The organism is Paenibacillus sp. FSL M8-0212, assembly GCF_038004645.1.
In the GTDB taxonomy this organism is placed as follows: domain Bacteria; phylum Bacillota; class Bacilli; order Paenibacillales; family Paenibacillaceae; genus Paenibacillus.
The window spans coordinates 2,431,483-2,457,684 of the sequence record NZ_JBBORP010000001.1; the positions used below are offsets into that span (position 1 = coordinate 2,431,483).

The 26,202-nt window shown below is 47.0% G+C and carries 23 protein-coding genes, 3 rRNA genes and 1 riboswitch; of the genes, 2 read left to right on the plus strand and 24 right to left on the minus strand.

Annotated features, from left to right (window positions below):
- Positions 1 to 47: 47 nt before the first annotated feature.
- From MKX68_RS10865 to MKX68_RS10900, 8 genes are all read right to left on the minus strand, one after another.
- Complete coding sequence (locus MKX68_RS10865; RefSeq protein WP_017691375.1) at positions 48 to 224, minus strand: small, acid-soluble spore protein, alpha/beta type; 177 nt, start codon at positions 222 to 224, stop codon at positions 48 to 50.
- A 260-nt stretch (positions 225 to 484) separates the two neighbouring features.
- Positions 485 to 760: a biofilm formation stimulator Veg gene (veg, locus tag MKX68_RS10870; RefSeq protein WP_053778931.1), complete on the minus strand. Its 276-nt coding sequence runs from the start codon at positions 758 to 760 to the stop codon at positions 485 to 487.
- Between the two features lie 153 nt (positions 761 to 913).
- Positions 914 to 1,810 (minus strand): sporulation peptidase YabG, encoded by an 897-nt coding sequence (yabG, locus tag MKX68_RS10875; protein WP_017691377.1) that lies wholly within the window; start codon positions 1,808 to 1,810, stop codon positions 914 to 916.
- Between the two features lie 59 nt (positions 1,811 to 1,869).
- Entirely contained in the window at positions 1,870 to 2,772 is a 903-nt protein-coding gene (gene rsmA, locus MKX68_RS10880) for a 16S rRNA (adenine(1518)-N(6)/adenine(1519)-N(6))-dimethyltransferase RsmA (protein WP_340911424.1), read from the minus strand.
- A gap of 4 nt (positions 2,773 to 2,776) precedes the next feature.
- Entirely contained in the window at positions 2,777 to 3,322 is a 546-nt protein-coding gene (gene rnmV / locus MKX68_RS10885; RefSeq protein WP_017691379.1) for a ribonuclease M5, read from the minus strand.
- 155 nt (positions 3,323 to 3,477) lie between these two features.
- Positions 3,478 to 4,662 carry a ubiquitin-like domain-containing protein gene (locus tag MKX68_RS10890; protein WP_338589713.1) on the minus strand — a complete coding sequence of 395 codons (1,185 nt, stop codon included), beginning with the start codon at positions 4,660 to 4,662 and terminating at the stop codon, positions 3,478 to 3,480.
- A 273-nt stretch (positions 4,663 to 4,935) separates the two neighbouring features.
- Positions 4,936 to 5,189: riboswitch (cyclic di-AMP (ydaO/yuaA leader) on the minus strand.
- A 241-nt stretch (positions 5,190 to 5,430) separates the two neighbouring features.
- Positions 5,431 to 6,201, minus strand: a complete 771-nt coding sequence (locus MKX68_RS10895) for a TatD family hydrolase (RefSeq protein WP_190945000.1) — start codon at positions 6,199 to 6,201, stop codon at positions 5,431 to 5,433.
- A gap of 332 nt (positions 6,202 to 6,533) precedes the next feature.
- A complete protein-coding gene (locus tag MKX68_RS10900; protein WP_338589711.1) occupies positions 6,534 to 7,811 on the minus strand; it encodes an HD domain-containing protein in 1,278 nt (425 codons plus the stop codon).
- 317 nt (positions 7,812 to 8,128) lie between these two features.
- On the opposite strand from MKX68_RS10900, the gene MKX68_RS10905 reads away from it, so the two are divergent.
- Positions 8,129 to 8,383: an AbrB/MazE/SpoVT family DNA-binding domain-containing protein gene (locus tag MKX68_RS10905; RefSeq protein ID WP_024633700.1), complete on the plus strand. Its 255-nt coding sequence runs from the start codon at positions 8,129 to 8,131 to the stop codon at positions 8,381 to 8,383.
- Positions 8,384 to 8,661: 278 nt separating this feature from the next.
- On the opposite strand, the gene rsmI is transcribed toward MKX68_RS10905, so the two are convergent.
- The 12 genes from rsmI to MKX68_RS10965 all read right to left on the minus strand — a co-directional run bounded on the left by rsmI (position 8,662) and on the right by MKX68_RS10965 (position 18,649).
- Positions 8,662 to 9,549 carry a 16S rRNA (cytidine(1402)-2'-O)-methyltransferase gene (gene rsmI, locus MKX68_RS10910; RefSeq protein ID WP_340911428.1) on the minus strand — a complete coding sequence of 296 codons (888 nt, stop codon included), beginning with the start codon at positions 9,547 to 9,549 and terminating at the stop codon, positions 8,662 to 8,664.
- Positions 9,550 to 10,329, minus strand: coding sequence for a tRNA1(Val) (adenine(37)-N6)-methyltransferase (locus MKX68_RS10915; RefSeq protein WP_339787474.1), 780 nt, complete (start codon positions 10,327 to 10,329; stop codon positions 9,550 to 9,552).
- Between the two features lie 95 nt (positions 10,330 to 10,424).
- Positions 10,425 to 10,793, minus strand: a complete 369-nt coding sequence (gene yabA, locus MKX68_RS10920) for a DNA replication initiation control protein YabA (RefSeq protein WP_315939725.1) — start codon at positions 10,791 to 10,793, stop codon at positions 10,425 to 10,427.
- A 28-nt stretch (positions 10,794 to 10,821) separates the two neighbouring features.
- Entirely contained in the window at positions 10,822 to 11,622 is an 801-nt protein-coding gene (locus tag MKX68_RS10925) for a PSP1 domain-containing protein (RefSeq protein WP_053778939.1), read from the minus strand.
- Between the two features lie 117 nt (positions 11,623 to 11,739).
- Positions 11,740 to 12,711, minus strand: a complete 972-nt coding sequence (gene holB / locus MKX68_RS10930) for a DNA polymerase III subunit delta' (protein WP_076216771.1) — start codon at positions 12,709 to 12,711, stop codon at positions 11,740 to 11,742.
- A 9-nt stretch (positions 12,712 to 12,720) separates the two neighbouring features.
- Positions 12,721 to 13,164 (minus strand): YaaR family protein, encoded by a 444-nt coding sequence (locus MKX68_RS10935; protein ID WP_017691389.1) that lies wholly within the window; start codon positions 13,162 to 13,164, stop codon positions 12,721 to 12,723.
- Positions 13,165 to 13,507: 343 nt separating this feature from the next.
- Positions 13,508 to 13,837, minus strand: coding sequence for a cyclic-di-AMP receptor (locus MKX68_RS10940; protein WP_017691391.1), 330 nt, complete (start codon positions 13,835 to 13,837; stop codon positions 13,508 to 13,510).
- Between the two features lie 61 nt (positions 13,838 to 13,898).
- Positions 13,899 to 14,546 carry a dTMP kinase gene (tmk, locus tag MKX68_RS10945; protein WP_074092910.1) on the minus strand — a complete coding sequence of 216 codons (648 nt, stop codon included), beginning with the start codon at positions 14,544 to 14,546 and terminating at the stop codon, positions 13,899 to 13,901.
- A 217-nt stretch (positions 14,547 to 14,763) separates the two neighbouring features.
- Positions 14,764 to 15,456: an LrgB family protein gene (locus tag MKX68_RS10950; protein WP_340911433.1), complete on the minus strand. Its 693-nt coding sequence runs from the start codon at positions 15,454 to 15,456 to the stop codon at positions 14,764 to 14,766.
- Positions 15,426 to 15,854, minus strand: coding sequence for a CidA/LrgA family protein (locus tag MKX68_RS10955; RefSeq protein WP_237178559.1), 429 nt, complete (start codon positions 15,852 to 15,854; stop codon positions 15,426 to 15,428). The genes MKX68_RS10950 and MKX68_RS10955 overlap by 31 nt, the downstream gene beginning before the upstream one ends.
- Positions 15,855 to 16,378: 524 nt before the next feature.
- Entirely contained in the window at positions 16,379 to 18,205 is a 1,827-nt protein-coding gene (locus MKX68_RS10960) for an aminotransferase class I/II-fold pyridoxal phosphate-dependent enzyme (protein WP_340911439.1), read from the minus strand.
- Positions 18,206 to 18,463: 258 nt separating this feature from the next.
- On the minus strand, positions 18,464 to 18,649 hold the full coding sequence (locus tag MKX68_RS10965; RefSeq protein WP_338589691.1) for a sigma factor G inhibitor Gin: 186 nt from the start codon (positions 18,647 to 18,649) through the stop codon (positions 18,464 to 18,466).
- Positions 18,650 to 19,144: 495 nt separating this feature from the next.
- Here MKX68_RS10965 and MKX68_RS10970 point away from each other — a divergent pair, with 495 nt between their 5' ends.
- Entirely contained in the window at positions 19,145 to 19,669 is a 525-nt protein-coding gene (locus MKX68_RS10970; protein ID WP_036606136.1) for a hypothetical protein, read from the plus strand.
- A gap of 652 nt (positions 19,670 to 20,321) precedes the next feature.
- Here MKX68_RS10970 and MKX68_RS10975 read toward each other — a convergent pair.
- The 4 genes from MKX68_RS10975 to MKX68_RS10990 all read right to left on the minus strand — a co-directional run bounded on the left by MKX68_RS10975 (position 20,322) and on the right by MKX68_RS10990 (position 25,953).
- Complete coding sequence (locus MKX68_RS10975) at positions 20,322 to 20,762, minus strand: hypothetical protein (protein ID WP_340911442.1); 441 nt, start codon at positions 20,760 to 20,762, stop codon at positions 20,322 to 20,324.
- A gap of 212 nt (positions 20,763 to 20,974) precedes the next feature.
- A 5S ribosomal RNA gene (gene rrf, locus MKX68_RS10980) occupies positions 20,975 to 21,091 on the minus strand.
- 76 nt (positions 21,092 to 21,167) lie between these two features.
- Positions 21,168 to 24,093 (minus strand): 23S ribosomal RNA (locus MKX68_RS10985).
- A 307-nt stretch (positions 24,094 to 24,400) separates the two neighbouring features.
- Positions 24,401 to 25,953: ribosomal RNA gene (locus MKX68_RS10990) — 16S ribosomal RNA — on the minus strand.
- Together the 16S, 23S and 5S rRNA genes form the textbook arrangement of a ribosomal RNA operon.
- Positions 25,954 to 26,202 lie beyond the last annotated feature (249 nt).

A 26,202-nucleotide genomic window follows, 5' to 3' on the forward strand; every position in this document is an offset into this window, starting at 1 on the left:
GGTTGTTCCTGACGGATTTCCCCGCTTTTCAGTCTGCTTGAACCGGATTAAGATTTGCGGGCAGCCTGCTCAGCAAGTTGAATGGCTCTTTTCACCATGTTTCCTGCATCCTTGGCTTTGATTCCACCCCAACCTTCCTGTTGGACCGTATCATAGAAGCCCAGGTCTTTCGCAAGCTCATTCTTCAGATCCTCTGACATGACACTTCTTCTTCTGCGACTCATGAACCATCCTCCTCCAATGTATCCTTCATAATGTGATGAGTTCGTTCACGTTTTGGACATCTTGCCATCAGGCCAAATTCAGTTTCCTGCATTGCTCAAGAAACTGTCCCTTCACCTGTCCATATAGTATGCCGCGACCGTTCCTCGCTCATTCCTGAGTATGTATGGGTTAGTTTAGAAGATGGACGGGTGATTTTATAGAAAAAGAAAATATAAAAAAGCGATCCGCCTTGTGGGGCGAATCGCCTGTAAATCGATACTTACGTCTCCATATAGGAGCTATGCGTCTGGCTGCCCGGGTCAAAAACCATGACTTCCACCGATTCCGTAAGTATATCCGCATAACTATAAGATACTCGCTTGAAGGTTTCTTGTTCCTCATCAAGCTTAACAATAAAAACAGAAGGGTACGTTTCTTCCAATACACCCGTACGCTCAATGGTCTTACGGCGGCCACCATTAGCCCGCAGCATAATTTTCTGACCAATATGTGCATCGAGATTGCGTTTGATATCCAACAGCGTGTTTTTAGCCATTGTCGACGACCACCTCTTTTCTTGTCCATTATACCGGATTTTACAGTCATTGTCAAATCAAAACTAATTATTATATCAGCATCAAAAAGTTGTTGTCAATGAATTTTTTTGCAAACAAAAAAAGCCCCAAATTGGGACTTTAAATGGCCTACATCAGACTGCCGACGGGTTCACTTTTAGCGTGGATAAATCATTCAGCCCCGGCAGACCTACCCGGTAACTGCCCCGTGTCTCGACACCACCCACACCCTGGCTACCACTGATGGTATTGTGCAGAACATCACTCATGTTGACCGTATCCCGCACAGAGGTGAAGGAGGCCTTGGCTGCCACATAGACCGGATCAAGTGCATGAATGAGAATTCTGCCTGGGGAACTGGCAAAGTTCGCTCCAGCGCGCAGTAGTGCCTCAAAATGGGACTGACAGGCCCCTGCCACAATAGTGAGTGCGTCCAGATGGCGTTCATATTGTCTGGCCACCTGAATGGCCGACACAAAATTTTGCGAGTTCTTGTAGCTACCAAGACTATATAAGTCATAGGGCTGACGTGTCTTTAACACCCCATCATGACCCGTAATAACTACGATATCCGGACGTACTTTGGGTAATAAACGATATAAGGTATCTGCCATTGCCGATTCATGGACATATTGTCCCTCTGCGGGCACACGAAGTTGCTCATAGAGATCCATACTTTTTTTCAAATAGTTCGGATCTCCATCCAGATGAAGCACCTTTCCAGGCATTTCAAAATAAGCCGGTTCCTGCTGAGCAGACCAATCCTGTACCAGACCTTCCCGATTCCGCTCAGCCTGTTCCATACGATTCTGCTGCAGACGGGACAGGGTCTGATGTGCTTTAATATGCGCCTGTCTGGTCTTGGCGCTTTGTGGTTCGTAGGGAACCTGTATCAAATCGTCCACCGGGGAATCGGCAATCAGCCGGAACTCAGTCCCTTTAATGACCGCAGCATCCAACTGGAGGCCTTCCACCCGAAAAGTCACATCGCCGCCGTATGACTTCCGAACGACCAAGTCTCCGATATTCATCAACGTAATCACCTCTACCCCATCGTATGGGCAAAGACCCGGTTTGGTTCATTCAAATTTTACAGCGCTGCACGTACCCCTGCTTCCCACATTACGGTGCTGAGTGTAGCATACTCCTGCAGACTCAACGTCTCTCCACGTCGGGACGGTTGAATACCTGCCTGCTCCAGCAGAATGTCTGCCTGTTCCCGGTTCTCCTTCGTGAAGAAGCGTGCCTTCAAGTTGTTTGAGATTGTTTTTCTCCGCTGGGCAAAAGAAGCCTGTACCACTTCGAAGTAGTGTGCTTCATCCGGAATCTCCACTGGCGGTTGCTCACGCACTTTCAGCTTAATGACAGCTGATTCCACATTAGGTTGCGGAATGAAGACTGTAGGAGGCACAATGCACACAAGCTCCGGCATACTGTAGTACTGAACTGCGATGCTCAGACTGCCGTAGTCTTTTGATCCTGGTGCAGCCGCCATGCGTTCAGCCACTTCTTTTTGGATCATGACAACAATACTGTCTACCGGCAGCTTCTCTTCCAACAGTTTCATCATGATTGGAGTCGTTACATAATAAGGCAGGTTAGCCACAACACTGACTTTGTCCACGGATGCAAAATCCGTATTAAACAATTCAGCCAGATCAAGCTTCAGCACATCCCCATGATGAACACGTACATTTGAATAAGGCTGCATCACTTCTCCCAGGATTGGGATTAAGCGCTGATCAATCTCTACGGCTGTGACAGGACCGGCTACCCGAGCCAGTCGCTCCGTAAGGGCTCCAACACCCGGCCCGATCTCTAACGCGCCCTTGGACTCGTCCAAATCGGCTGCATTAACGATTTTGTTCAATATATTTTGATCGATCAGAAAGTTCTGACCCAGACTTTTCTTGAATGAGAATCCGTGTCTTTGAATAATCTCTTTCGTTCGCTTGGGCGTTGCAATTTCTATCGTCTCTTCCATGTCCTTCATATGCTCACAATCCTTCACGTTCAATTTGCGCTAATGCTGTAGAGAACTCTTCCCGTGTAATCTGAAATACACTGAGACGTTTGTGGAACTGCTTCCCGTTACAATAACCGATGCCCAGCAGATTGCCCATCTCCATGCGACGTGCAGCAGCCTGCGGATGCACGATAAGTCCTGCCGCGATCAGGTCCTCCCAATCAATCAGGCTCGGAGCACCTTCGTATGAAGTATGTACGCGCGCCAGAGCATGACGGATCGCCTCCGGTGAGGCATTCTCCACCCCAATGTCCCCTTTGCGCGTTGCATCGGCTTCCGGAATGAAGGCATGTTTGCAGCCAGGCACCTTGTTCGCAATAATTTTACGAATGCGTTCGCCAGCATGATCCGGATCTGTCAGTACAATGACTCCCCGTCTCTCCTGAGCAAGCGCAATCCGCTTCAGAATGCGTTGGTTGATTGCTGAGCCACCTGTTTCAATTGTATCGGCTTCAACGGCCCGACGGATGGCTACCGTATCGTCACGGCCTTCCACCACAATGACTTCTTTTATCATGTTCCATTTCTTCCTTTCTAACGCAAAAAGAAGAGGAATATCCTCTTCTCTGCCAAACGGCGGGGGAGACTGAATTCAGACTCCTCCGCCGCATATTCCGCATGAATCATTCATGCAACTATTTTATAGCATTCCCATTTCAAAGTAAAACGATTTTAGTTCGCTTCCGGCTTCACCGGACCGATCACGTAGACCGTCTTGCCTTTCTTACGTCCAAAATTCAGGGCATGCTTCACACTGTCATAATATACATCAATTTTGTTGCCTTTAATGGCACCGCCTGTATCTTCCGCACGACGGAATCCCAGACCTTCGATATATACCCACCAGCCAATTGGAATGACTTTGGGATCAACCGCAATGGTGCGCCCTTCCGTTACACGAGTACCGGAAGCTGTTTTAGTTCCAATGCCAGGCTCTTCGGAAGAGTAGGCAGTCATGGATACATTTTTAAGTACTTTTGAGTATTTAAAAGAAGTCCCGGATACGGTAATGACTTTGCTGCCCGAGGCAGATGTTTTCTTCGAGTTCGTTGTTGTAGCCTTTTTGGTTGTTGAAGTTTGAGCCGATACGGTCTGAATCACAGGTTCTTTCACGACCGGTTTTGCTTTGGTGCCGACAGCGATCACTTTATCTACACGATTATTCGCGACAGATTTGCCGACCATTTTTTTGGAGACCAATTCTCCATCCTGAAATACCTTTTCGATATGCTGTACAAGTGTGCCTTCTTTGCCGTTTACAACGACACGGTTATCCCCTTTGTACAAGCTAGGGTCAGCCGTTTTAATGACTTTGTAAGCGATTGGCTGCTCTACCTCCACTGTACGCTTTGTTACGCGCACTACACGGATCTTCATATCCGCTTTGATGGCAGTTCCAAGCGCCGGATACACTTTATCATTACTCTCAACTTGAATACCTGATTTTTGAATTGCATCTTCTACCGATGAATCCGTTGTATACAGAGTCTTGGTGTCTCCGTCTGCCGTAATGTTGACTGGAACGGCCCGCTCAATAACGATTCGGTCTCCATCTGTAATCGCCCCGTTCATGGACATGGATACCTTATCGTGAGGGCTGACTGTGATCGACTGCTCCTCCAGCATTTCCTGAAGCATTCCTGTACGAGTCTCTACCACCTGAGCTTTGCCATCAATAACCAGTGAAATTTGTTTCCCGGCCTGACCGTAAACGACTAACAAGATCATGATTGTAAGCGCAATTGAGAAAATCGCGATCAATGCCATTTGACGCATGTTCTCATGCTTCCACCGCAACGCGAAAGACTTACTGGATGATCGTGACTCATGGGTCTCTTCTGGTTGGAATGTGCCCACTTCTCCGTCCTCCTTCATAGCCTCGCCGTCTAAAGTAATGCATGATGTCTTTGACGTGACTATACCAAATTTTCTACAGAACACAGATTGGACCAACATAATCCGGTTCTGCACCATGAATCAATCTTCGCAACATGATGTCATCCTCCTGAATACCTACCGTATGATGACAATATTTCTTTTATTCAAAAACAAAAAAGCCAAAGAAAGAGTGTAAGAGGAACTCTTTCGTGGCTTCCGAATGATTCTGAATATCGGAAATTCATGCACGAGGTTGCCTCTCTTTTTCCGCTTGCGAGGTTAGCTGTCGGGTTCGGGCGAAAGAGAGCCGCCCTATCTTAGGTCACCCGCTCATGGCGGACGCCCTTGAATTCACCCCGAGACCCAAAGAAGAAATCAAATACGGCTTCGCAGTTCCCTTCGCTGCTTTTGGGTCAGCGAACGTTGCGCATCGGCCAAATACACCGATGTTTAAGCCCTATTGGTTCCCCCGCTCTCCGTTAACGGAGACTCAGCGAGACTGATTCATGAAAGTAATGTTGTTTCATCGGAAAGTGTCCCTTTGTTCATCCCCCGAACATCTGTCCAATTTTCCGCACAACAATTCACTGAAAAGATGATATCCTGTTTTGATGCATGTTGTAAAGCGTTGATCAAGTACGTTTTTCTGAATATTTGGTTAAAATATTGTAATATTCTCGATTTATTTGGATCAAAGGGCAAATTACCTCCGCTTATCTGCCTTTTTCACCTCATTTGCTCGTTTTTTTAACGAATTCCAAATCGTTCCATGGCATTTTTGGTTGTTATTGCAGCAATTTCCTCCACCGAAATGCCTTTAATTTCCGCTGCCGCCTCTGCAACCAGACGTACATGCGCTGTCTCATTTCGCTTCCCACGATAAGGGTGAGGTGTCAAATATGGAGCATCTGTTTCAATGAAAAACCGGTCCATAGGAACCTTCGCCAGCACCTCTTTGGGCTGCTTTGCATTTTTGAATGTGATCGGTCCTCCGAAAGAGAGATGGAAGCCCATATCGAGACAACTTTTCGCTGTTTCCCAGCTGCCCGAGAACGAGTGCATTACACCACCAACCTCACCCGCCTTCTCTTCACGCAAAATTCTTATGATATCCTCATGTGCATCCCGATTATGGATGACAATCGGCATGTTCACTTCACGCGCCAAAGCAATTTGTTGTCGTAATACGCGATGCTGTATTTCCTTCGGTGAAGTATCCCAGTGATAATCCAATCCAATCTCACCAATCGCAACCACTTTTTCATGCTTGCATAAAGATGCAATCCACTCCAAATCACCCTCCTGCATAGTGATCGCATCTACGGGATGCCACCCTACAGCTGCATAGATAAAGTCATATGTTTCAGCGAGTTTCATCGTAGTTGGAATCGTCTCCCGGTTAAAGCCAATGTTGATCATGCGACCAACTCCTGCATCCACAGCACGCTGAATCATGTCCTCGCGGTCCTCGTCGAATTGTGGTGCATCCAGATGTGTATGTGTGTCGAACAGCATCATGTTTGTATCTCCCTTCATGTCGAAATAACGACTATCTTCTTTTGAAGATTCAATTTGTAAAATTCAATAATTCAATGACTCATACATAAAACATTTTGGGTAACCTGTGTATTACATCATGACGTTTGTTTCTTCACAACTACAATATATAGAAGATATACGGATATTCTGATCTATATATTGCTGATTGTGCTCATTCTACCCGCTTGCATTTACAAAATTATGTCGATCTACATATACTCCCCATTAAAGCAGATTACTGTATCATGAAAAATAGCTCTTTTAGAAAGTGTTTTGATATCAAAATTCTTCATCGGATTATACCCACACGATTACAAGAAATAGGGGCGTATATGTGACGGTAATTCGTGAATAATCGCATCCACCTTGTTTTGCGGGTAATACAAATGATGTTTCCCTCGGTGAAGCCCACTGATGGAACGGACAATGTCAGATACTTCTGACAACTCACGTAAATTGTCCTGTCGATCCAGAAGAAGAATCTGCTTATCTGTGGATTCATCCGGACGAAACACATCATACGGATTATCCGAAGGAAAATCAATTTCAAGATCATATTCGGGATCGAGGCCTGCCTGTACAAAAGCTTCCCGAATCTCTTCCATCATTGTCAAGTCGACCTGTTCAAGCTCTACATACTTATATAACTTGCGATCCATAAAACGTTCGCATAACTCACTCAGAACAGTATCGTCCTCCTTGCGCCACTGCGTAAATGCCGTCTGAATTAATGCTTCATCCAACTGCAAATATTCATCTACGGATAATTCTCCATCAAATAATTGAGGGAGTGGATCAATCATGAAGCGGAATTGAAAACCTTGCTGTATGAGTGTTTTCGCTCGCTTGAATATTTGCCGCAATATAATTTCAGAACTACGAGTTACCGGATGGAAGTAAATCTGCCAATACATCTGATACCGAGACATTAGATAATCCTCCACAGCATGCATGCCTGACTCCTTGACTACAATCCGCCCATGATAAGGACGCAGCATCCGAAGGATACGATCAAGGTCAATCGTGCCGTAATTTACACCTGTAAAATAGGCATCCCTGAGCAAATAATCCATTCGGTCTGCATCAAGCGGACTGGTCACCAAGTTCACCACAATCGGCTTTTCATACGTTTTTTGAATGACAGACGCTACTTTCTCAGGAAAATCAGGAGCATACCGTCTTAAGATCGCCCCTACTTCGGTATCACCTGTAATAATGCGGCAAGTCCAATCTTCGTGATTCATGTCAAAAGCTTCCTCGATGGAGTGAGAGAATGGCCCATGTCCGAGATCATGAAGTAGAGCTGCACACAGAGCTACAATCTTTTCTTCCTTTGGCCAATCCGAATAATGACTTCTTTCAAATTGAGAGATGATCTTGCGGGTGATCTCATAAACACCTAGTGAATGTGAGAACCGACTATGCTCTGCTCCGTGAAAGGTAAGGTAAGAAGTACCCAGCTGACGAATCCGGCGTAAACGCTGAAATTCCGGGGTGTTAATTAACTGCCATATAACCGGATCTTGCACGTGGATATAATTATGTACCGGATCTTTGAATACTTTCTCTTCCGTTAAACGTTGTTCCATGTCGACTCACTCCTTTAATTTCTTTTATATTAACGCTTTGAGCTCTGCGATTCACCTAAGATTCGACACCGTATGACGAACTTTGTCGAATGAAGTAGTTTTGTCGTTTTCCAAATCGACAAAGCTGACATTGAGGTTTAAATGCGAAAAACGGCTTCCAATCCCTTACCACCAGTAACCTTGTGAAAAACAGCCTTAATTTTAAGCTAATTTTAAGGTTGACTGATTTGGGAATCGTTGGTATGATGAGTATCATAAAACATAAAATAATGTCGAATAATGACAAAGATAGTTAGCTGAGAGGAGCACTGATTATAATGATGAAATCAACAGGTATTGTAAGAAAAGTGGACGAACTGGGACGGGTAGTTATTCCAATTGAATTGCGCCGTACGCTCGGTATTGGTGAAAAAGATGCTCTGGAAATCTACGTTGACGGCGAGCGCATCATGTTGAAAAAATACGAGCCTGCTTGTATCTTCTGTGGTAATGCAGAGAACGTTACTTACTTCAAAGGTAAAATTGTTTGTAATGAATGTATTTCCGAAATCCCTGCACCTGTGACAAAATAAGAAAAACCAGGTATACTGGACTTATCTAAATTGTTATTTCTAACCTTTTTAATATTCCTTAATGACCTTCCCGGTGTGAACCCCACCGCGGAAGGTATTTTTTTGCCCTGTTATGGGTTCCATTACCCAAAAAGATTCTGTCACACGCGAACCGGAAGAGAACGATAAATTTTGTTTGGAATTTTTTGAGCTACTCTGCTCTTTTTAATATTCCACTAAGGTTGGATATAAGCTTCTTTTCAGGTTATGTTCTCCACAACAGAAGATATTTGGTTAGATTACTGCTCGATTAATGCATTATATACATCACGCTTCGTCAGGCCGCGATCGGTAGCCGTTTTTTTCATTGCATCTTTGCGATTATGTCCTTCACCCTCATAATGGCTGACATGATCCGCGAGTGACATGAGCTGCCACCAGGCTTCGCGCTCAGCCTTACGCTCCTCATCCTTAATGCCTTCTACCAGCAAACAGTACTCGCCAAGAGGCGGATGTTCTTCAAGCCAGTCTATACATTCCTTCACAGTGCCCCTTGCGAATTCCTCATGACGCTTGGTTAGTTCACGAGCCAGGACAATCGAGCGATCACCCAGGATTTCTTCGAGGTGGACTAATGTTTTCCGAATACGGTGAGGCGATTCATAAAATAACAAAGTCCCGTTCGATTCGTCAAAAGCCTCCAGCACTTTTCGCATGTCCTTTTTCTCCCTCGGCAAAAAACCGCCGAATGTAAAACGCTCCGTCGGTAATCCGGACACGATCAGAGCAGACAACGCAGCGTTGGGTCCAGGGATGGGAATGACCGTTATTCCGGCTTCCAATGCAAGCTGTACAAGGTCGGAACCAGGATCCGAAATGGCTGGCAAACCGGCATCGCTGACGAGTGCCAAATTTTTTCCTTCTATTATATAGCGTATCAGTTCAGGTCCACTTGCCCCCTTATTATGCTCATGATAACTAAACAGCATCGAAGGTGTAATTTCAAAATGGGTAAGCAGCTTTCGGGTCTGGCGTGTATCTTCTGCTGCAATGATGTCACAACTCTGCAATGTCTTGATGGCCCGGAAGGTCATATCCTCCAGATTACCAATAGGTGTTCCAACCAGATAAAGCTTGCCTGATCCTTCAGGCTGCTCCGCATAGCTTTTCTGAATATGCAAAGTCATCTAATTCCCTCCTTTCGTAGTACGCTCAGCATGTTGCTGACCATAGTAAATATCCATAATTTCTTCGCAGTATTTTCCCTCTTCATTGTAGACAATGAGTGGAGGAAGCATCCTTACTTCGGGTTTACCATCTTTCATGCCTTCAATTAATACCATGTTGGCTTCCAGATGAGCACGGGGATGTACCATCCGAATCCGTTTTGGCTCCAGCTTATATTCGCGCATGAGCGAGATAATCTCTGCAAGGCGCTGTGGACGATGAACCATCGATACTTTGCCGCCATTACGTACAAGTCGACTGCAAGCCTGAATCACTTCTTCCAGGGTACATCCGATTTCATGACGTGCCATTGCCTGATGTGTGTTCATCTTAAGGTCACTGCCATTCAAAGGCATATATGGAGGATTAACCGTAATTGCATCGTATACAGCGTGTCCTGTTTCTTTCACCAATTCTCGCAAATCACCTTCACGAATCATAATCGACTCGTCCAGTGTATTTAATTGCACACTGCGACGTGCCATATCAGCCAAACGTGGCTGGATCTCGATCCCTTCCAGACTAGCCTGCGTACGCGTTGTAAGCAGAATGGGAACCACCCCGTTACCCGTACACAAATCAAGTACACGACCCCGTTTAGGTACGGAAGCAAACCGGGCTAATAATACGGCATCCATTGAAAAACTAAACACTTCATCACTTTGAATGATTCTCAGATCATGAGAGAGCAGATCATCAATCCGCTCTGACTCATGTAACACAACTTCATTTGCTTTCATATGTTACGCTCATCCTCCGGTACTCTATATCTCATGTTTGTTGAGTTTAGGTTTATAACCTTGAAAAAAAACCGTAGGGGATCCCTACGGTCACTTCATTTATTCAAAAAAGACAGGCAGAACAGACAATCGCCTTCCGTCCGCAAATGTCCATAATAGACGTTGCAGATATGGAAGCCTTCGTGATACAACCGGGCCAGATTATCATACCCTTCACCGACAACGTCCTCGCCTGTAGCCGGACCTGCTGGTCTTGCTACAGGAGCGAGTGCTGAGGAGATCGGCAGATCTGTCGGAGCCTCACGTTTGAGCAGTTTGCGTAACTGCTCATTCTCGATGGTAAGCCGCTGATTATCCTCAAGCAGCTCCTTCACAATCATTTTTAACTCTCCTAAATCACCGTGCAACTGACCCAGTTGGGTTTCCATTTCATGAATGTGCGTAAACAGATTTTTCTTTTCCAAGTTTCCACCCCGAAGCAACCTTTATGGTTTACTTGATAACGACGTCATCCAGCGGAAGTTCTTTGACTTTACTGATGTCGAACAGTTGAACATGGACTGTGCGGCTACCGGCATTAATTCCGACAACTTTTCCTTCACCCAATGAGGTGACGACCAATTTGCCTACAGCTGGCAGTTCTTCTCTCACACTTTCATAGTTATCATGCTCAAATTTCAGACAGCACATGAGTCTTCCGCACAACCCTGAAATTTTCGTCGGATTCAGTGACAGGCTCTGATCTTTAGCCATCTTGATTGATACCGGCTCAAAGTCTCCCAGCCAGGAAGAACAACACAACACACGGCCGCAAGGTCCGATTCCGCCAAGCATCTTCGCTTCATCACGTACACCAATCTGTCTCAGCTCGATTCGTGTCCGGAATATGCTTGCCAGATCCTTGACCAGCTCCCGGAAATCAACTCTTCCTTCAGCTGTAAAATAAAATATAATTTTATTGCGATCAAACGTAAATTCCACATCGACCAGCTTCATTTTGAGGCCATGATCTTTGATTTTATTTAAACAAGTACCGAATGCTTCCTTCGCTGCACGCTTGTTTTCATCAACCACACGGGCATCTGTCTCGCCCGCAACGCGGATGACTTTCTTCAGCGGCAACACCACATCGGACTCGCCCACTTCCTTCTTACCTACGACAACCTTACCGTACTCAACCCCCCGCGCTGTCTCCACGATAACGCAGTTTTCTTTCTCAATGGGAAGGTCCAGGGGATCGAAGTAATAAATTTTGCCCGCTTTTTTGAAACGGACACCCACTACACTGTACAAAAAATTAACCCCCTTGTAAGCCAACCCCACTTCGTCTGAAGCCCCGTCTTCTTAGGGAACCGGATGAAGTTATAACCGTTTGCATATGATTGGAGCTAACTCTGCCCTCTCCCAGTCTTATGCCAAACCGATCAAAAATTGCTCCAGACAAAGCTGGCCATTGACGTTGAAACGCAATTTTTTTCTGCATGCTGCGGCCATATCCATATAGGAGACCCACTGCTCTGTGCTGCGGGTATGTGCCAACTGAGATAACATGTCTAACTGATCTATAAAAACGATATGTTCATGCCTATCGTACTGAACATACAGCATGTCCCTAAACCATAGATGGAACAAACTAAGTAACATGTCCAGGTGTTCAGAGAGTCCGGTTTTAAAAAGCTTCTGCTGTGCAGAGATCAATGATGTACTTCCTCTACCCAGGGACTCCTTCCCTAATTGTAACATTACGTTTCTAATTTCTGCAAACCAATTCTGCTGGAGAATTTCTCTACATGCTTCCAATCCTGACGCTAAATGGACGGCAGAGCGAGCCAGATTGGCAGGGTGCCCTTCCTCAATTAGTGATTGAAGCATCTCTTCCGGATTCAGTGCGCTGAACGGCACCAATTGAGAGCGTGAGCGGATCGTTGGCAACATGGCCTGTCCATTATCTGTAATCAGGATGCCGACTGCTGGTACCTGCGGTTCCTCCAGAAATTTGAGCAAACTGTTTGCTGCCTGCACCGTCATTTTCTCGGCTTGTTCTATAATATATACTTTGGGATGGCCTGCCTCTGATCGGTATGAAAAGATACGCTGCAGATCCCGGATTTGATCTATTTTAATGTTGTTTCCATCTGGTGCAAGCATGGTTAGATCCGGATGGTTACCATGATCCACCTTACGACATTCAAGACACTGCCCACAAGCGTCATCTTCAAGCTCTGTACAGAATATTGCCTTGGCAAAGGTAATTGCCGTCTTCCGTTGCCCGCTACCAGCTGGACCACTAAACAAATACGCATGGCTTATTGCATGACGTCTCAAACTGCTCTGTAACATTTGCTTGGCCGCTTGTTGACCCATAATCTGTTGAAAGGACATACTTCCTCCTCAGAAGCTTAAATTAATAAGCATCCCCCGAATTTCGCCTACTTGTTGTAATAGAGAGATTTTTCCTTCTTCTGTATCCAGCAGTTCATCAGCCATGGATAACAGAGCGGAGTCAATTTCATCAATCAGCTTATACCGCTTGCCTCTGCCACGACGATCCCAACCCCTTGTCTCTTTCATGGATACACCGCGACGAACGGTCTCTTCCAGGAACCTTTTAACAAGTTGCTTATACGCCTTCAGTTCACGAATCGTCATGGAACGTGCCAAGCGATCGCCCTGAAGCTGGATTTCACTAAACCGGCGATTCAGTTCAGCTTGTGAGGCCCGTTCCCCCTGGTGATTCATCATATCAGAGAAATTTTTGGATTGAACCGGTTTGGAACCTGAATCAGTAGAACTGATCCCGCTCTGAATCGGTCTGAATCCAGGATTGATTTTCATGGATATGCCCGCTTTCTATCGTAGATAGCCAATCGCCCATCAGCACAGTGCGCGTTGCGCCTGTGCGTGAGAATGAGGCTTTTATATATGCTGATCACACTCTATATATAATGGTAGATACACATCACCATCAAGGACTTGTTCTTTGTAGTCAACCTCTTTCCGAGATGAACCATTCCCCAGCTGGGAAATGCTCATCCGGAAAGAGTATGCTGATTCTTCTCGTCAAGAAAGGCGTTCCGTAAGTGGCACGCACGAACTCTGTTAACTCTTCTTGCATCCATCGTTTCCAACATGCTATCGATCATGAAGGATCCTCATGAGATCCATGCAATAGGTTTAATTAGAAATGTTCGAAGCGATCTACCGGGAGAACAAATACAGTAGCTCCGCCTACTTGAACTTCAACAGGTAGCGGCAGGTAAGAGTCGGTTGTTCCACTCATCGGTGTGACCGGAGTCACGAGCTGTTCACGAACCTTACAGCTGCTGCGAATGACGTTCATTACGGATTCGACTTGACCATCATCGACACCGATCATAAACGTCGTGTTGCCTGCCTTCAAAAATCCGCCCGTACTGGCAAGCTTTGTTGCCCGAAAGTTTGCTTTGACCAATGCGCTGGATAATCGGTTGCTGTCTTTATCCTGTATAATCGCAACAATCAGTTTCATCCTGCATAACCTCCTTTAGAATAAGCACCTTTACTAAATGCCCTGTCTATATATTAGACAATTACTCGTCAAAATCCTTCAAAATCCCTGTCTCCAGCGACAAAATCATCGCTGCCAAAACATCCTCCTGCTTCATGGAAGCATCGATAACTCTGATTCGTTCCGGGAACTGCTCTTTTAATAGGAAGTAACCCTCTCGTACTTTACGGTGAAACTCCAGATTTTCCAGATCCAGACGGTTCACTTCGCGGCCATCATGAGCATCGATCCGGGCAAGCCCCACTTCAGGCTCAATGTCCAGATATAAGGTTACATCCGGCATGAGATCACCAATCGCAAAGCGATTAATGGCCCATACATTCTCTATCCCGAGTCCACGAGCGTATCCTTGATAGACCAGACTGCTATCGACAAATCGGTCACAAATGACTGCTTTTCCAGCTCTCAGAGCAGGCTCTACTTTCTCCGCCAGATGCTGGCTGCGTGCAGCTGCATACAATAGTGCTTCGGTTCGAGCATCCATTGCCGTATGAAGAGGGTCCAGGATAATGGAACGTATTTTCTCCGCAATCTCAATTCCGCCAGGCTCTCGCGTAACTACGTAAGGTATACCCCGTTCTTCAAAATAAGAACCTACTCTACCGATCATCGTTGTTTTACCGGAACCCTCTCCCCCTTCCAGCGTAATGAATTTACCTCTGCCCTGCATATGCTTCCCTGCTTTCTATGTCGATAATTGCATCTATTGCTGCTGTAATTGAATATGCTTAGACCCTCTTGCTACAAGATATGATATCCCCCGCCCAGAGGTGTATAGCTACAGCTATATCGGTACGTAGTAATAACACCAAGATCATACAAGCTTGTTTCTTTCTATCATACTATAGGTCAGCGGTTACTCCAACATGAACAACAAAGTAAAGCGTTCAACCGTAGATAATCCATACCCATAATGGAAGCATAATTGATCCGGCAATAGCACTGACAATCATGGAAACTGAACTGAGGGCCACCGCATTCTCTCCATATTCAAAAGACCTTGCCATGCCGAGAGCATGAGATGCTGAGCCCAGTCCAATTCCATAGGCATGTTTACTGCGGACTTTGGCCCATTTCAACAGCATCGGCCCTAGTAATATCCCTGAGAAACCCGCAATCATCACAAACAGCGATGTGAATGAGGCATTCCCTCCAACCTGATTAGCGAGTTGAATAGCCACAGGAGTTGTCACTGATTTTGGCAATAAAGCGATGACCATCTCTTGAGGATAGCCAAGCAGAATGGCGATTAAAGCCCCTGTGGAGACACCTGTAATACTGCCTCCGATTGTTCCACCCACAATTGGAATGATATTTTGCTTCAGCACATGCAGATGTCTGGACAAGGGAAAAGCGAGAGATACAACTGCTGGTCCCAAGAGCTCCTGTATCCATTTGCCACCCAGCATATACGTTTCCAGCTTTATACCGGAAATCACCAAGATCAGGATCAGTATGGCAGTTGTTGTGAGTACAGGCATAAGTATTGGCCATCTCAGCCTTTTATATAGACGAGTGGCTGGAATATATACAGCGATGGTTAGCGCGATCATTCCAATTCCGAGGATGAATGCTGACAAGTGATCGCCTCCTTTTTGCCTGAATGAGACGATCTCCATGTCATGAGCCACTCACTTAATTTGGCAGATATCAGACATGTGATTAAGGTGCTCACGATTAAACCAAGAACTAATAACAATGTGTTGGCTCTAAAAAAATCAAAATGATTAATGATGCCCACAGTTGGCGGAATAAACAACAATTGCAGATGAGATTGAAGCCACGTTGACCCTTCTTCTCCCCAGCTCATTTTGATCCATCCCAGTTGAATGGTGATAAACAAAACCAGCATGCCCACAATACTGCCTGTTAACGGCAGATGTAATACAGCTTGAATCAAGTTTCCAATCCAATAAAAACCGTACATCAGCAAAACTTGCAGGACTATTCCTGTATATTTTTTTAGCGGAATACCCAAAGTGTTCCCTTCTTTCTTATGTCTATCTTTGTAAGTTGAACTAGAGCGCGTCTTCGAACATGCCGAAAGCCGGAACGTAACTGAACCGTGTCTGGATCAGAGCACGGAGCGGGAGCGCTAACGAACCTGTGACGTCTTATTCAACGATTTGAAACGCCCGCAGCAATCTAAGGAATCTGAAACACGTTATATTGGAATAACCAGCCGTTTACAGCGTGTTTGTTGGGTGATTTTGGTTAATAACGCGTCTCAGATTCCTTACAAAATAAAAGGAGGACTCGAAGGCTAAATAAGACGTCCTCAGTTCCTTAGAAAATCGTCTGGACAATTCGCCAGGATCAGCAATCCTTGACTTCAAGATGTTGGACCCTGACATCCTTCAACGTATTGCATGCCTGAGTTTGAAGACCACCCTAGCAACTAGATTAATGACCAAGAGACCCTCACATGTGTAGGGTCCGTTATCGGTATTGGTCATAAAGACTACCTATTGGTGAATGCAATTCAGTTTTTCATGTGTATCGTCAATTCTTCATGACCTTCAATACCTGTAGAGATGCATCGGATACCCCGTGAAACTTTGCTCCTTCATCCCGCAGGAGTTGTATACGTGTCACCATCAATGGACTTAGGCGTTCACCCGGATATACAAGCGGAATCCCTGGAGGATACGGGACTACCATCTCAGCTGATCGACAACCTGCACTTTCTTCTATCGGGACATTGATCGTCTCCGTCTCCACAATCGGTTGCAGTGTAAAGGAGATCGGTTCCGAGTAGCGAGTGTTTTCTTGTAAATTGTTCCACGTGGAAATATAATGCGCCGAACCATTCGCAAGCTGATGTGATGACTCTGCATTAGATTGACCCTGCTCATGCCCATTGGCAGAGCCGATATGGTGTAAAGCCTGCAACAGGTGCTGAGCATCTTGCACCGTTGAGCCCAGGCTGAAGAGCAAGACGACGTACCGTTCGTCGCTCATCTCGGGCACACAGCCGCATGCTTCCAGCTGCTGCTGTAGCCCATAACCGCTCAGCACCCCTGCGCCGTCATAGATGACGGCCTTGAATGGGTCCTGAGCGGTATACCCCGCGGCAGAAGGCTTCGCCGCCGCGGTCAGGCCCTCCCGTGTCTGCTGCGCAGCGGACACGGACATGCCAGCCGGCTTCGCTGTTCCGGCTGGCGGTTCTGGCTGCAGCGGCTGTGCAGGCTGCAGCAACTGAAAGCGCGGCAGCTCCGCGAGGCCGCGCTTAAAAGCATTCACGGCAGCGAGCCCCGCCGTGAAGGTGTTCGCGCCCTGCACATGCAGCAGGCGCCGCGCCAGATCAAGCGAAGCCATCACCGGGTATGATGGGCTTGAGCTTTGCACCATGGCCAGGCGCTGCCTTAACAGGGACCGGTTTAACCGTGGTCCCTGAATGTGCAGCATGGCACCCATGGTGAAGGCCGTCAGCATCTTATGCGTCGACTGCACAACACCGTCTGCTCCGCATGACAGTGCAGAGACAGGCAGCTCCGGATGCTGCCCATAATGCGCGCCATGCGCTTCATCCACGAGCAATGGCATGCCAGCAGCGTGGCATACCTCGGCTATAGGCGTCAGATCAGCGCCCATGCCGTAATAGTTGGGCAAAGTGACAAGTACTCCCTTTGCCTCAGGGTAAGACTGGACAGCAGCCTGAACCGTCTCCACCGACGGCATGACCGCAAGTCCAGACGCAGGATCGACCCACGGCTCCAGAAATACAGCTCTTGCTCCCGCCAGCATTAACCCGTGAATAACGGATTTGTGCACATTCCGTTGCACCAGTACAATACTGTTTGGCTCATCACACACAGTTAGCAATAGAGACAAATTACCTGCCGTACTGCCTCCCACAAGGAAGAAACTCTCCTCAGCACCAAAACAATCTGCCGCCAGCTCCTGTGCTTCCTGGATCACACCTTCCGGATGATGCAAATCGTCGGTGCCCGTAATCTCCGTAACATCCATCTCCATCATCTCCAGGAATGAACGATCCGGTACCAATCCTATTTCCGAACGAGTTCCTTCAGCGCTAAGACGTTCCCCACTCCTCATGTCTGCCCCATGTTTCTCCACTGAACTGGATCGCTCTATCCCTCCGTTAACATTCCCTCCTGCATCGGTCTGAATCTCTCCGTTGTGCTGGTGTTCCTCATTAACGATATCCTTAACTGGAGGTTGCCCTGCTTCTGCTTGTTCTACCAAATGTCGATAAGCTTGTCCATTCTTATGCCCAGGCACATGAAAAGAACGCTGCTTCGAATCACGATACGCAAGCAACGCTTCATATAAAGGGGCTCTAGTTGATTTATTTTTATGATCCATGAAATAACCATCCTGTACATATATAATATGCGCCCGATACGCTCCAGTACGCTTCCTAATCTAAGGGACACCCTTCTTCCCCATCTCCACACTCGCTACTGCAAAAATCTCTATATCATTATATCAGCATACGCCTTCCCAAGATGGCATACAAGACAATCTCTCCTCTTAAAAACAGAAAAAGGCCCATTGGGCCTCTATACACATCAGCATCGTTACAATGTGATGTTTCGCTTCTACTTCTATTAGCAACATTCATTATGCGTTTTTTTGTACCCAAATTTGCTTCATTTGATGAATAAAATAATTGTACTTGGCATCCTGCGCGTCGGTATGAACCATTTCCGCTTCACAACTGTCACATATGAATTCAGATACAATAAAAATGCCTTCTTTTTTTCTTTGCTCGCAGATAATACATGTGTGTTCGGCATGTTCTTCCATGAACCATCCCACCTTGTTTTACGTTTACTATCAGTATTGCACAGTTTCTATTATTTTAAACATTTTCATAGTGCTTTCTTTCTATAAAATATATATATTCGCCCACCCCCTCTTGGGTGTCTGTACCGAAAAATACATTCATTCTCCCTACAAGAACATTCACCTGCTTATGTATATACAGTTATCCTGCATTCATCGCATCTACCTCTAAATCACGTATCCCTTGGCCTGACTCAAACTTATATTCAATTTCCTTAAAAAAACATGGAATCCCAGCCGATATATAATACATGATAACGATATCAAAGCCTGACAGTCCGTGTATTCGGGAGTATACTGAGATAAGCTCCGTCGAATCTCAATATCTTGTACAATCGTCATGGCGTGAGATACAAGGTTCATATATACATACATGATTCAATCCCTTTTACTCGTGTAAGAAAAACGAATACCTACCCCACACAAACGTGAATCCGAAGGAGGATATATAATCGTATGATCGCCGAACCGGAGAATAAAGCAACATTTTATCAATACCGGCTTCTGAAAAAAAAGGCTATCGCCCGCAGTGTCATTTACAGCTATCTGTGTCTGCCGGTCATCATGCTCTTATTCAATCTGCTCGCATTCTCCTGGACTGGCCTCTTCTTTTTTGTACTGGCAGGTCCAATCACCATCTGGATTCATTATGTCATCGCCAGAACGATATTACTGCTGGTCCGTACCTCTTACGCCAAACGCTGGCGCTGGAATATGCGTATGCCCTGGTTAGGTTATATCCCTGATCAGCATTTCAGCTTCCGTATGTTTGTCCGGGTACACCTTAATATGAGCTGGATTGGACTATGTATCATTACTGTATGTTTGATATGGTCCCCATTGTCCTTCACCCTCTCGCTGATCTTCTGGCATTTGTGGTTGCTGGGTCCTCGCTTGTATGTTGTAATGGTACTCTCCCGTGAGCGCAAAGATGGACTCATCAAATTGAATGAACAAGATGTCTCATACTATCTGCAATAACACTCCCTCGTTTATGCAATACTGAATGTACCTCAATTACCTGTAATACATAATCGCTGAGCCTTTCGAATAATCTGGTGCAAAAACATGATTGTTGTATCGTTCAGTTGACTCAGCCTCACATGCTCAAATAAAGGTTATCCACTGTGGATAACCTTTATTTATCGTCCCCTTCTTATCCCTTATCCACATTATGGGTATAGTAAAATGAGTTATCCCCACTCTAGGCTCCATTCTTCTCCTCTTTTCCTCCGGCGTTCCAAATCCTCATAACCCCAGATATCTCGTAGATCTTGCACCTTTGAGCAATCTCTTGCTCGGTCTCAGCTCTATATGCCTTCTAATTGCTTCCCATCAGCCACTTATTACCTCAATAGCTTTATACAACTTATATCCTATGCCTCTATTTTAGCGGTCCACACTCCCCTACACTTCAAGCACACATACCACCTATACGTGTACAAAAGAAACCACTCCATTCCTTTTGTACCTGTATGACCTCTGATCCACCATACGTGATAAGTTCTCCCACCATTACTAAAACCTACTTGGCTAAATAACAAAAAGCCCCCGATCATGTACACGGGAGCTTACTATATTATAAGGAACATCACAGCGTTAATTAATCATACCGAACCATAGCTGAACCAGCTCAATCATCTTCAGCCAATGATTTAACTGTCGTTTGAGTAGCATCATTTCTAGGAACCATTAGTGTAAAGGAACCATCATGTACCGCTAAATGCACAGTATGTCCTTCCTTTGCAAATACGCGCAAGGTACTGGATTCATTGAATGTACCCTTGGCTTGCCTCTCTGTCCAACCCCAGCTTTTAATCTCGTCTAGATATACCTCAGGCAAGCTAGTACTCTCACTAATACCAGACAGCGTATATCGAACATAATCCATATCCGAATTATTTTCAGACTGGTCAGATTTATTCGCTACTTTAGGCACCGGAAAACTCTTCTCGTTCACCGCACCTTCATATGAAGTCCATACAGATCCTGATGCTTCACCGCATCCTGCCAGAACAACGGTCAAACAAAGCAACAGAAATGATTGTAGTCCAAGTCTCCGCCAACTTAACACACACACCCTCCTTTTCACAGCTGCACATTCCAGCTCTGTGGTCAGGTACTTTTAGCATATTTAACATAGTCCTATTATACTGGTTTTGCCGCTGTTATCCGTAACAAAAATGTTACCTTCCAATATCGATCATGTCAGAGCTTCCGCTCATCGTATCTAATCCTTACAAACAAATAAAAACCACCACCGAATAACATCGGCAGTGGTTCTTTGCTTGGCGGCGTCCTACTCTCCCAGGACCCTGCGGTCCAAGTACCATCGGCGCTAGAGGGCTTAACGGTCGTGTTCGGGATGGGTACGTGTGGAACCCCTCCGCCATCGCCACCAAACGCGTAGCTTACATTTCAGAGTGTTGTTCTCTGAAAACTAGATTCGAAACGAAACATGCGATTTAGAACTTGCTAATTGGATAAGCCCTCGACCGATTAGTACTGGTCAGCTCCATGCATTGCTGCACTTCCACCCCCAGCCTATCTACCTCGTCGTCTTCAAGGGGTCTTACATACTGGGAAATCTCATCTTGAGGGGGGCTTCACGCTTAGATGCTTTCAGCGTTTATCCCGTCCGTACATAGCTACCCAGCGGTGCTCCTGGCGGAACAACTGGTACACCAGCGGTACGTCCATCCCGGTCCTCTCGTACTAAGGACAGCTCCTCTCAAATTTCCTACGCCCACGACAGATAGGGACCGAACTGTCTCACGACGTTCTGAACCCAGCTCGCGTACCGCTTTAATGGGCGAACAGCCCAACCCTTGGGACCTACTTCAGCCCCAGGATGCGATGAGCCGACATCGAGGTGCCAAACCTCCCCGTCGATGTGGACTCTTGGGGGAGATAAGCCTGTTATCCCCAGGGTAGCTTTTATCCGTTGAGCGATGGCCCTTCCATGCGGTACCACCGGATCACTAAGCCCGACTTTCGTCCCTGCTCGACTTGTAGGTCTCGCAGTCAAGCTCCCTTATGCCTTTGCACTCTTCGAATGATTTCCAACCATTCTGAGGGAACCTTTGGGCGCCTCCGTTACTCTTTAGGAGGCGACCGCCCCAGTCAAACTGCCCACCTGACACTGTCCCCGCACCGGATTACGGTACCAGGTTAGAACCTAGATACGATCAGGGTGGTATCCCAACGTTGCCTCCACGCAAGCTGGCGCTCACGTTTCAAAGGCTCCCACCTATCCTGTACAGATCGTACCCAAATTCAATATCAAGCTGCAGTAAAGCTCCATGGGGTCTTTCCGTCTTGTCGCGGGTAACCTGCATCTTCACAGGTATTAAAATTTCACCGGATCTCTCGTTGAGACAGCGCCCAAGTCGTTACGCCATTCGTGCGGGTCAGAATTTACCTGACAAGGAATTTCGCTACCTTAGGACCGTTATAGTTACGGCCGCCGTTTACTGGGGCTTCGGTTCACAGCTTCGGATTGCTCCTAACCACTCCCCTTAACCTTCCAGCACCGGGCAGGCGTCAGCCCGTATACTTCGCCTTACGGCTTCGCACAGACCTGTGTTTTTGCTAAACAGTCGCTTGGGCCTTTTCACTGCGGCCCCCTCGTGCTATTCACACTACCGGGGCACCCCTTCTCCCGAAGTTACGGGGTCATTTTGCCGAGTTCCTTAACGAGAGTTCTTCCGCGCGCCTTAGAATACTCTTCTCGCCTACCTGTGTCGGTTTGCGGTACGGGCACCATCACCTGGCTAGAGGCTTTTCTTGGCAGTGTGAGATCATGACCTTCGCTACTATAATTTTCGCTCCCCATCACAGCTCAGCCTTACAATGTGCGGATTTGCCTACACATCAGCCTTACTGCTTAGACGGACATCCATCAGTCCGCGTCACTACCCTACTGCGTCCCCCCATTGCTCATAACGGCTTACGGTGGTACAGGAATTTCGACCTGTTGTCCTTCGACTACGCCTTTCGGCCTCGCCTTAGGTCCCGACTTACCCTGAGCGGACGAGCCTTCCTCAGGAACCCTTAGGCTTTCGGCGGATCAGATTCTCACTGATCTTTTCGTTACTCATACCGGCATTCTCACTTGTATAATGTCCAGCGCTCCTTACGGTACACCTTCAACCCTTATACAACGCTCCCCTACCCCTGATGCAAAGCATCAAGCCATAGCTTCGGTGGTGTGTTTAGCCCCGTTACATTTTCGGCGCAGAGTCACTCGACCAGTGAGCTATTACGCACTCTTTCAATGGTGGCTGCTTCTAAGCCAACATCCTGGTTGTCTGTGCAACTCCACATCCTTTCCCACTTAACACACACTTGGGGACCTTAGCTGATGGTCTGGGCTGTTTCCCTTTTGACAATGGATCTTAGCACTCACTGTCTGACTCCCGGAAGTAAGTCTATGGCATTCGGAGTTTGACTGAGCTTGGTAACCCTTGCGGGCCCCGCACCCAATCAGTGCTCTACCTCCACGACTCTGTTTTCCGAGGCTAGCCCTAAAGCTATTTCGGGGAGAACCAGCTATCTCCGAGTTCGATTGGAATTTCTCCGCTACCCCCACCTCATCCCCGCATTTTTCAACATGCGTGGGTTCGGGCCTCCAGTGCGTGTTACCGCACCTTCACCCTGGACAGGGGTAGATCACCCGGTTTCGGGTCTACGTCCACGTACTATGTCGCCCTATTCAGACTCGCTTTCGCTGCGGCTCCGGCTCTTCACCTTAACCTTGCACGGGAACGTAACTCGCCGGTTCATTCTACAAAAGGCACGCCATCACCCCTAAAACGGGCTCTGACTTTTTGTAAGCACACGGTTTCAGGTTCTATTTCACTCCCCTTCCGGGGTGCTTTTCACCTTTCCCTCACGGTACTGCTTCACTATCGGTCGCTAGGAAGTATTTAGCCTTGGCAGATGGTCCTGCCGGATTCATACGGGGTTTCACGTGCCCCGCACTACTCGGGATCCGTCTCGGAGGGAACAGACTTTCAACTACAGGGCTTTTACCTTCTTTGGCGGGCCTTTCCAGACCTCTTCGCTTAACCGGTTCCTTTGTAACTCCATGTGAGACGTCCCACAACCCCAAAGAGCAAGCTCTCTGGTTTGGGCTTCTCCGCGTTCGCTCGCCGCTACTGACGGAATCACTATTGTTTTCTCTTCCTCAGGGTACTTAGATGTTTCAGTTCCCCTGGTATGCCTCTACATAACCTATGTATTCAGTTATGAGTAACTGGAAATTACCCCAGCTGGGTTTCCCCATTCGGACACCCCCGGATCAAAGCTTGCTTACAGCTCCCCGAGGCAGTTTCGTTGTTCGCCACGTCCTTCATCGGCTCCTAGCGCCTAGGCATCCTCCGTGTGCTCTTAGTAGCTTAACCTCGTGCTCCGGTTTCGACTGCTCGCTTCCCTTGTTTTGCTTGCGCAAAGCCAAAAGTCGCTCCCACCCAATACCATCGCAAAAGCAATTAAGTACCAATTTATTAAACTTGTTTAACACAAGTTCAGCTAAAAAGGAATGTTCTAATTCGCGTTTGTTTCGTTTCGATATCTAGTTTTCAAAGAACAAGCTCCATGCAAAAGCAAGCTGTTTGAGAGTTTGAGCTCTCAAAACCGAACAACGAGTGAGTGTTTTGTAGCTTAGCTACATATTTGAATGTTTCCGTTGCAGGAAACGATTCTCCATAGAAAGGAGGTGATCCAGCCGCACCTTCCGATACGGCTACCTTGTTACGACTTCACCCCAATCATCTATCCCACCTTCGGCGGCTGGCTCCTTGCGGTTACCCCACCGACTTCGGGTGTTATAAACTCTCGTGGTGTGACGGGCGGTGTGTACAAGACCCGGGAACGTATTCACCGCGGCATGCTGATCCGCGATTACTAGCAATTCCGACTTCATGCAGGCGAGTTGCAGCCTGCAATCCGAACTGAGACCGGCTTTGTTGGGATTGGCTCCATCTCGCGATTTCGCAGCCCGTTGTACCGGCCATTGTAGTACGTGTGTAGCCCAGGTCATAAGGGGCATGATGATTTGACGTCATCCCCACCTTCCTCCGGTTTGTCACCGGCAGTCTATCTAGAGTGCCCATCCGAAATGCTGGCAACTAAATATAAGGGTTGCGCTCGTTGCGGGACTTAACCCAACATCTCACGACACGAGCTGACGACAACCATGCACCACCTGTCTCCTCTGTCCCGAAGGAAAGATACATCTCTGCATCGATCAGAGGGATGTCAAGACCTGGTAAGGTTCTTCGCGTTGCTTCGAATTAAACCACATACTCCACTGCTTGTGCGGGTCCCCGTCAATTCCTTTGAGTTTCAGTCTTGCGACCGTACTCCCCAGGCGGAGTGCTTAATGTGTTAACTTCGGCACCAAGGGTATCGAAACCCCTAACACCTAGCACTCATCGTTTACGGCGTGGACTACCAGGGTATCTAATCCTGTTTGCTCCCCACGCTTTCGCGCCTCAGCGTCAGTTACAGCCCAGAGAGTCGCCTTCGCCACTGGTGTTCCTCCACATATCTACGCATTTCACCGCTACACGTGGAATTCCACTCTCCTCTTCTGCACTCAAGTCACCCAGTTTCCAGTGCGATCCGGGGTTGAGCCCCGGGATTAAACACCAGACTTAAATGACCGCCTGCGCGCGCTTTACGCCCAATAATTCCGGACAACGCTTGCCCCCTACGTATTACCGCGGCTGCTGGCACGTAGTTAGCCGGGGCTTTCTTCTCAGGTACCGTCACCTTGAGAGCAGTTACTCTCCCAAGCGTTCTTCCCTGGCAACAGAGCTTTACGATCCGAAAACCTTCATCACTCACGCGGCATTGCTCCGTCAGGCTTTCGCCCATTGCGGAAGATTCCCTACTGCTGCCTCCCGTAGGAGTCTGGGCCGTGTCTCAGTCCCAGTGTGGCCGATCACCCTCTCAGGTCGGCTACGCATCGTCGCCTTGGTGAGCCGTTACCCCACCAACTAGCTAATGCGCCGCAGGCCCATCCCCAAGTGACAGATTGCTCCGTCTTTCCAGTTCCCTTCAGGCGAAGAAAACAATTATTCGGTATTAGCTACCGTTTCCGGTAGTTGTCCCAAACTTGAGGGCAGGTTGCCTACGTGTTACTCACCCGTCCGCCGCTAAGTATCAAGGAAGCAAGCTTCCTATCAACTCCGCTCGACTTGCATGTATTAGGCATGCCGCCAGCGTTCGTCCTGAGCCAGGATCAAACTCTCCAATAAAGTATTGAAAAGAGCGATAAGCTCATTTTGAATCTGACGAGATTAAAAATCTCATTTGTGCTCCAGCCGATTCAAGCCAAGGCTTGTTTCAAACTTTCGCGTTCATTCTGCAAGCAGAATGTTTACTCACTCGTTGTTCAGTTTTCAAAGATCAAACTTGTTCCGTTACAGAATGTCGTTCTCTTCAGCAACTTTTATATCTTACCACATCCGAACCAACTTTGCAAGCTCTTTTTTTAAGTTTCTTTC